The organism is Streptomyces sp. SAS_281 (assembly GCF_052542855.1).
Window position 1 is genome coordinate 23,715 of sequence record NZ_JBMNDO010000094.1, and the last position, 6,900, is coordinate 30,614.

General features: G+C 73.5%; 4 protein-coding genes. All 4 read left to right on the forward strand.

What is annotated here, in order from left to right; translation table 11 throughout:
* Nucleotides 1-5 precede the first annotated feature (5 nt).
* The 4 genes from ACN6LM_RS28310 to ACN6LM_RS28325 all read left to right on the forward strand — a co-directional run bounded on the left by ACN6LM_RS28310 (nt 6) and on the right by ACN6LM_RS28325 (nt 6,866).
* Entirely contained in the window at nt 6-2,105 is a 2,100-nt protein-coding gene (locus ACN6LM_RS28310; RefSeq protein WP_445068219.1) for a xanthine dehydrogenase family protein molybdopterin-binding subunit, read from the forward strand.
* A 194-nt stretch (nt 2,106-2,299) separates the two neighbouring features.
* Nucleotides 2,300-2,851 carry an ATP-binding protein gene (locus ACN6LM_RS28315; protein ID WP_445068220.1) on the forward strand — a complete coding sequence of 184 codons (552 nt, stop codon included), beginning with the start codon at nt 2,300-2,302 and terminating at the stop codon, nt 2,849-2,851.
* A gap of 180 nt (nt 2,852-3,031) precedes the next feature.
* Nucleotides 3,032-4,444: an NADP-dependent succinic semialdehyde dehydrogenase gene (locus ACN6LM_RS28320; protein WP_445068221.1), complete on the forward strand. Its 1,413-nt coding sequence runs from the start codon at nt 3,032-3,034 to the stop codon at nt 4,442-4,444.
* 43 nt (nt 4,445-4,487) lie between these two features.
* On the forward strand, nt 4,488-6,866 hold the full coding sequence (locus tag ACN6LM_RS28325; RefSeq protein WP_445068222.1) for a phosphoketolase family protein: 2,379 nt from the start codon (nt 4,488-4,490) through the stop codon (nt 6,864-6,866).
* The last annotated feature ends 34 nt before the right edge of the window (nt 6,867-6,900 follow it).

A 6,900-nucleotide genomic window follows, 5' to 3' on the forward strand; every position in this document is an offset into this window, starting at 1 on the left:
CCGCCATGAGCCACGCCCGCCAGCCGCTCGGCGCGCCCGCCGTCCGCCGCGAGGGCCGCGCCAAGGTGACCGGCGCCGCGCGCTACGCCGCCGAACGCGGCCTGCCCGGCTGCCTGTACGCCTGGCCGGTGCCCGCCACCGTGCCGTCCGGCCGGGTCACGGCCGTCCGCACCGTCGACGCCCTCGCCCACCCCGGCGTCCACTCCGTCCTCACCCATGACAACGCGCCGCGCCTGGCCGAGCCGGACGACCCCATCCTCGCCGTCCTCCAGGACGACCGGGTGCCCCACCGGGGCTGGCCCGTCGCGCTCGTCGTCGCCGACAGCCTCGCGAGCGCCCGGGCCGGAGCCGACGCCCTCCACATCACGTACGAGACCACCCCGCACGACGTCCTGCTCACCGAGGACCACCCCGGCCTCTACACCCCGGAACAGGCCAACGGCGGCTACCCCGCGGTCCGGGAACGCGGCGACTTCGACGGGGCCTTCGAGGCGTCGCCCGTACGCGTCGACGTCACGTACACCCTGGAGCCCCTGCACAACCACCCCATGGAGCCGCACGCCTCGACCGCCCACTGGTCGCCGGCGGGGCACCTGACCGTGTACGACTCCAGCCAGGGCGCCACCAAGGTGCGCGACAGCCTCGCCGCCGCCTTCGGGATCGGGACCGACCGGGTCACCGCCGTCTCCGAGCACGTCGGCGGCGGCTTCGGTTCCAAGGGCACCCCGCGCCCGCAGGCCGTGCTCGCCGCGATGGCCGCCCTGCACACCGGCCGCCCCGTCGAACTCGCCCTTCCCAGGCGGCAGATGCCCGCGCTCGTCGGACACCGGGCGCCCACCGTGCAGCGGGTCAGGCTCGGCGCCGATGCCGACGGCAGGCTCACCTCGGTCGCCCAGGAGATCATCACCCACACCTCGAAGGTCAAGGAGTTCGTGGAGCAGGCCGCCGTACCCGCCCGCGTCATGTACGGCTCCGCGCACAGCCGCACCACGCACCGGGTCACCGCCCTGAACGTGCCCAGCCCCTCGTGGATGCGCGCCCCGGGCGAGTGCCCCGGCATGTACGCCCTCGAATCCGCCATGGACGAACTCGCGGCGGAACTCGGCGTCGACCCCGTCGAGCTGCGGCTGCGCAACGACCCGGCCGACGAACCCGACTCCGGCAAGCCCTTCAGCAGCCGCGGCCTGGCCGCCTGCCTGCGCGAGGGCGCCGAACGCTTCGGCTGGGCCGGACGCGACCCGGCCCCCGGCGTCCGCCGCGAGGGCGCCCTGCTGCTCGGCACGGGCGTCGCCTCGGCCACGTATCCCGTGTACGCGAGTGCCAGCCACGCCTCCGCGCACGCCGCCCCCGACGGCACCTACCGCGTCGCCGTCAACGCCACGGACATCGGCACCGGCGCCCGCACCGTCCTCGCGCAGATCGCCGCCGAGGCGCTGGGCGCACCGCTGGACGACGTGGCCATCGACATCGGCGACAGCGACCTGCCCGACGCCCCGCTGGCCGGTGGCTCGTCCGGCACCGCCTCCTGGGGCTGGGCCGTGCACAAGGCCGCCTCCGCGCTCGCGGAACGGCTCGCCGCGCGCACCGGGCCGCTGCCCGCCGAAGGGGTGACCGTCACCGCCGACACCACCGAGGAGACCGCCGAGAAGTCCCCGTACGCCCGCCATGCCTTCGGGGCGCACTTCGCCGAGGTCGCCGTCGACACCCGCACCGGGGAGGTGCGGGTGCGCCGCATGCTCGGCGTCTTCGCGGCCGGCCGCATCCTCAACTCCCGCACCGCGCGCTCCCAGTTCATCGGCGGCATGACCATGGGCATCGGGATGGCCCTGACCGAGGGCTCCACCCTGGACCCGGTCCACGGCGACTTCACCGAATGCGACCTCGCCTCCTACCACGTCCCCGTCTGCGCCGACGTGACCGCCGTCGAGGCGCACTGGATCGAGGAGGACGACCCCCACCTCAACCCCATGGGCAGCAAGGGCATCGGCGAGATCGGCATCGTCGGCACCGCCGCCGCCGTCGGGAACGCTTTCCGGCATGCGACCGGAGCCCGCGTGCGCACCCTGCCCCTCACACCCGACCGGGTGCTCACCCGTCTGGCCTGACCCCCGGCCGCGCATCCCCCGACTGCGCGAAAGCGCCGGTCACCCGGGGTGCGCGGCCCGATATGTTGCGCGACCGGCCCAGCGGGGTCACCCTGTGGAGTGACCCAGAAGAGACATCTGCTCACTCTTCGTATTCGGGGGTCGTTGGTTCAACGGGGCGAAGTACGTGGGCCTCGATGTGAGGAGCCTCGACGATGACCGTTCCACTCGACCGGCACTATCTGGTCGAACTCCAGGTTTCCGCAGACCGTGTGGACCAGCTGCGACGCATAGTCGCGGCCCACCTGCGCCACTGGAGTCTCGAACTCCACGTACGGCCCGTGTGCCGTGCCGTGGAGGAGCTGCTGACCAATGTCCAACGGCATGTCGGTGACGACAACCGCTGCGTCGTCGAACTCCGCTGGTCCGGACGGCACCTCACGGTCTCCGTCGCCGACAACGGCTCCGAGATGCCGCGGCTGCTCGACGAGGGCGGCGGCCTGAGCCGGGTCATGGCCCTCAGTGACAGCTGGGGCACCTGCCGGACGGCCGACGGCAAGGTCGTCTGGTTCACCCGGTACGCCCAGGAGCCGCAGCACATCGAGCTGGTGCCGCTGCCGCCGCTGCCCGGCGTCCGCGAGTTCCGCCGCCCGCCGGCCGCGGTCGCGGAGATCCCCGAGCCGGTTCCGGCCGCCGCCGAGGAGACCGTCCCCGTCGCGGCAGGCATCGACGAGCCCGTCCCCGACGCCGCCCCGGCGCTCGTCTGAGACGGTACGGCCCCGCCCCCGCACCGCGAGCCCCCGGCCGGCGCGGATCGCATGTCCCGAGCATGCATGATCCGCGCCGGCCGGGTATGCGGTGGCGGGGCGGTGCCGTGTCACGGCCCGCGTTGCGGGCGGGCCCGCCGCGCGGCACGGTCGAAGTACCGAGGCAAGGAGGCCACAGTCATGCCCATCGCGACGGTCAATCCCGCGAACGGCGAGACGCTCAGGACGTTCGACGCGCTTGAGGACGACGAGATCGAGAAGCGGATCGCCGCGGCCGACGCCGCCTTCCGCGACCACCGCACCACCACGTTCGCCGAACGGGCCCGGCTGCTCGGCCGGGCCGCCGACCTCCTGGACGAGGACCAGCAGGACATCGCGCGCACCATGACCCTGGAGATGGGCAAGCCCGTCACGGCGGCCCGCGCCGAGGCGGCGAAGTGTGCCAAGGCGATGCGCTGGTACGCCGCACGGGCCGAGGAACTGCTCGCCGACGAGCACCCCGCCGCCGCCGATGTGGAGGACTCCGGCGCGGTGCGCGCGTACGTCCGCTACCGGCCGCTCGGCCCGGTCCTCGCCGTGATGCCGTGGAACTTCCCGCTGTGGCAGGTCGTGCGCTTCGCCGCCCCCGCCCTGATGGCCGGCAACACGGGTCTGCTGAAGCACGCGTCGAACGTGCCGCAGACCGCGCTGTACCTCGGCGATCTCTTCCACCGCGCCGGCTTCCCGGCCGGCTGCTTCCAGACCCTCCTCGTGGGCTCCCAGGCCGTCGAGGGCATCCTGCGCGACCGCCGGGTGGCCGCCGCGACGCTCACCGGCAGCGAACCGGCGGGCCGGTCCGTCGCCTCCATCGCCGGTGACGAGATCAAGCACACCGTCCTGGAACTCGGCGGCAGCGACCCCTACCTGGTGCTGCCCTCGGCGGACGTCGCCAAGGCCGCCCGCACCGCCGTCACCGCCCGCGCCCAGAACAACGGCCAGTCGTGCATCGCCGCCAAGCGGTTCATCGTGCACACCGAGGTGTACGAGGAGTTCGCCGAGCGCTTCACCGTGGGGATGCGGGAGCTGACCGTGGGCGACCCGCTCGACGAGTCCACCGACGTCGGGCCGATCGCCACGGAACAGGGCCGCGCGGACCTGGAGGAGCTGGTGGACGACGCGGTGAACCGGGGCGCCGAGGCGCTGTGCGGCGGCGGACGCCCCGAGGGCCTGGGCGGCGGGCTGGAGAACGGCTGGTTCTACGCGCCCACCGTCCTCGCCGGCATCACACCCGGGATGCGCGTCCACCGCGAGGAGACCTTCGGCCCGGTCGCCACCCTCTACCGGGTGGACAGCCTGGAGGAGGCCGTCGAGGTCGCCAACGACACCTCCTTCGGGCTCAGTTCCAACGTCTGGACCCGCGACGCCGCCGAGGCCGACCAGTGCGTCCGGGACCTCCAGGCCGGCGGCGTCTTCTTCAACGGCATGACCGCCTCCCACCCCGCGCTGCCCTTCGGCGGGGTGAAGCGCTCGGGCTACGGACGTGAGCTCGCCGGGCACGGCATCCGCGAGTTCTGCAACGCCACCACCGTCTGGTACGGCTCCGAGCCCCGGTGACCGTACGCGCGACGCCCCGAACCAGCCCCGCTGAGAGGTCACCATGAGCGACGCCCCACCGCCGCCCGGCCCGTCCGACCGGGAACTCGACGCGCTGGACGCGCACTGGCGGGCAGCCAACTACCTGGCCGTCGGGCAGATCTACCTGATGGACAACCCCCTGCTGACCCGGCCGCTCGCCCCCGAGCACATCAAACCCCGGCTGCTCGGCCACTGGGGCACCTCGCCCGGGCTCAACCTCGTGTACACGCACCTCAACCGCCTCATCAGCGCGCGCGGCACACCCGCGCTGTGCATCTGGGGGCCCGGCCACGGCGGGCCCGCCGTCCTCGCCGGGTCCTGGCTGGAAGGCAGCTACTCGGAGGCGTACCCGGACGTCAGCAGGGACGCGGAGGGGATGGGGCGGCTCTTCAAGCAGTTCTCGTTCCCCGGCGGCGTCCCCAGCCATGTCGCCCCCGAGACTCCCGGCTCCATCCACGAGGGCGGCGAACTCGGCTACTCCCTCGCGCACGCCTACGGCGCCGCCCTCGACCACCCCGAGCTGCTTGTCGCCTGCGTCATCGGCGACGGCGAGGCGGAGACCGGACCGCTCGCCGGGTCCTGGCACGCCAACAAGTTCCTCGACCCGGTCCACGACGGGGCCGTCCTGCCGGTCCTCCACCTCAACGGCTACAAGATCGCCAACCCCACGGTCCTCGCCCGCCTCCCGCAGACCGAGCTCGACGCCCTGCTGCGCGGCTACGGACACGACCCCCTCTACGTGGAGGGCGACGAGCCGCGCGCGGTCCACCGGGCGATGGCCCTCGCCATGGACCGCGCCGCCGACCGCATCGCGGAGATCCAGGCCGCCGCCCGCACCGGCGGCGACACCGACCGCCCGTGCTGGCCGATGATCGTGCTGCGGACCCCGAAGGGCTGGACCGGGCCCGCCGAGGTCGACGGGCTGCCCGTCGAAGGCACCTGGCGCGCCCACCAGGTCCCGCTGTCCGGCGTCCGCGACAACCCGGACCACCTGCGCCGGCTGGAGGCGTGGATGCGGTCCTACCGGCCGGACGAGCTCTTCGACGCCGAGGGCCGCCCGACCGGACAGGTCCTGGCCTGCGTCCCCGAGGGCGCCGCCCGCCTCGGCGCCACCCCGTACGCCAACGGCGGCCTGCTCCTGCGCGACCTACCCGTCCCCGACCTCGACGGACACGCCGTCCCCGTGGACCGGCCCGGCACCACGCTCCGCGAGCCCACCCGCGTACTGGGCGGCCTCCTCGAAGCGGTCATGGCGGCGACGGCGGAGCGCAGGGACTTCCGTCTCGTCGGGCCCGACGAGACGGCCTCCAACCGGCTCGACGCCGTCTACGAGGCCAGCGGCAAGGCGTGGCAGGCCCGCACCCTTCCGACCGACGAGCACCTCGCCCGGGACGGCCGGGTCATGGAGGTCCTGTCCGAGCACCTGTGCCAGGGCTGGCTGGAGGGCTATCTGCTGACCGGCCGGCACGGGCTGTTCTCCTGCTACGAGGCGTTCGCGCACATCGTGGACTCGATGGTCAACCAGCACATCAAGTGGCTGCGCACCTCCCGCCGCCTCGCCTGGCGCCGCCCCATCGCCTCGCTGAACTACCTGCTCACCTCGCACGTCTGGCGCCAGGACCACAACGGCTTCTCGCACCAGGACCCCGGATTCGTGGACCACATCCTCAACAAGAGCCCCGAAGTCGTACGCGTCTACCTGCCGCCCGACGCCAACACCCTGCTCTCCGTCGCCGACCACGCCCTGCGCAGCAGGGACTACGTCAACGTGATCGTGGCCGGCAAGCAGCCGAGCTTCGACTGGCTCACCCTCGACCAGGCCCGGGTGCACTGCGCGCGCGGCGCGGGCCTCTGGGAGTGGGCGGGCACGGAGGACGGCAGCCGCGAGCCCGACGTCGTCCTCGCCTGCGCCGGTGACGTGCCGACGCTGGAGACCCTGGCCGCCGCCCAGCTGCTCCGGCGCCATCTGCCGGAACTGGCGGTACGGGTGGTCAACGTGGTCGACATGGCCCGGCTCATGCCCAACTCCGAGCACCCGCACGGCATGACGGACTCCGAGTACGACGCGCTGTTCACCCGGGGCAAGCCGGTCATCTTCGCGTACCACGGCTACCCGTGGCTGATCCACCGGCTGGCCTACCGCCGCGCCGGGCACGGCGACCTGCATGTGCGGGGCTACAAGGAGGAGGGCACGACCACCACGCCCTTCGACATGGTCGTCCGCAACGACCTGGACCGCTACCGGCTGGTCATGGACGTCATCGACCGGGTCCCCGGCCTGGGCGTACGCGCCGTGGCGGTGCGTCAGGAGATGGCGGACACCCGCACCCGCCACCACGCCTGGATCCGCGAACACGGCACCGACCTGCCCGAGGTGGCCGACTGGTCCTGGGAGGGCTGACCGCTCCGAGGCGTACGGCGAGGGGCCGGACGGG

Bases quoted from the DNA above. Each gene is read 5' to 3' on its own strand.
- ACN6LM_RS28310 (WP_445068219.1), top strand. From the start codon at position 6: ATGAGCCACGCCCGCCAGCCGCTCGGCGCGCCCGCCGTCCGCCGCGAG.
- ACN6LM_RS28315 (WP_445068220.1), top strand. From the start codon at position 2,300: ATGACCGTTCCACTCGACCGGCACTATCTGGTCGAACTCCAGGTTTCC.
- ACN6LM_RS28320 (WP_445068221.1), top strand. From the start codon at position 3,032: ATGCCCATCGCGACGGTCAATCCCGCGAACGGCGAGACGCTCAGGACG.
- ACN6LM_RS28325 (WP_445068222.1), top strand. From the start codon at position 4,488: ATGAGCGACGCCCCACCGCCGCCCGGCCCGTCCGACCGGGAACTCGAC.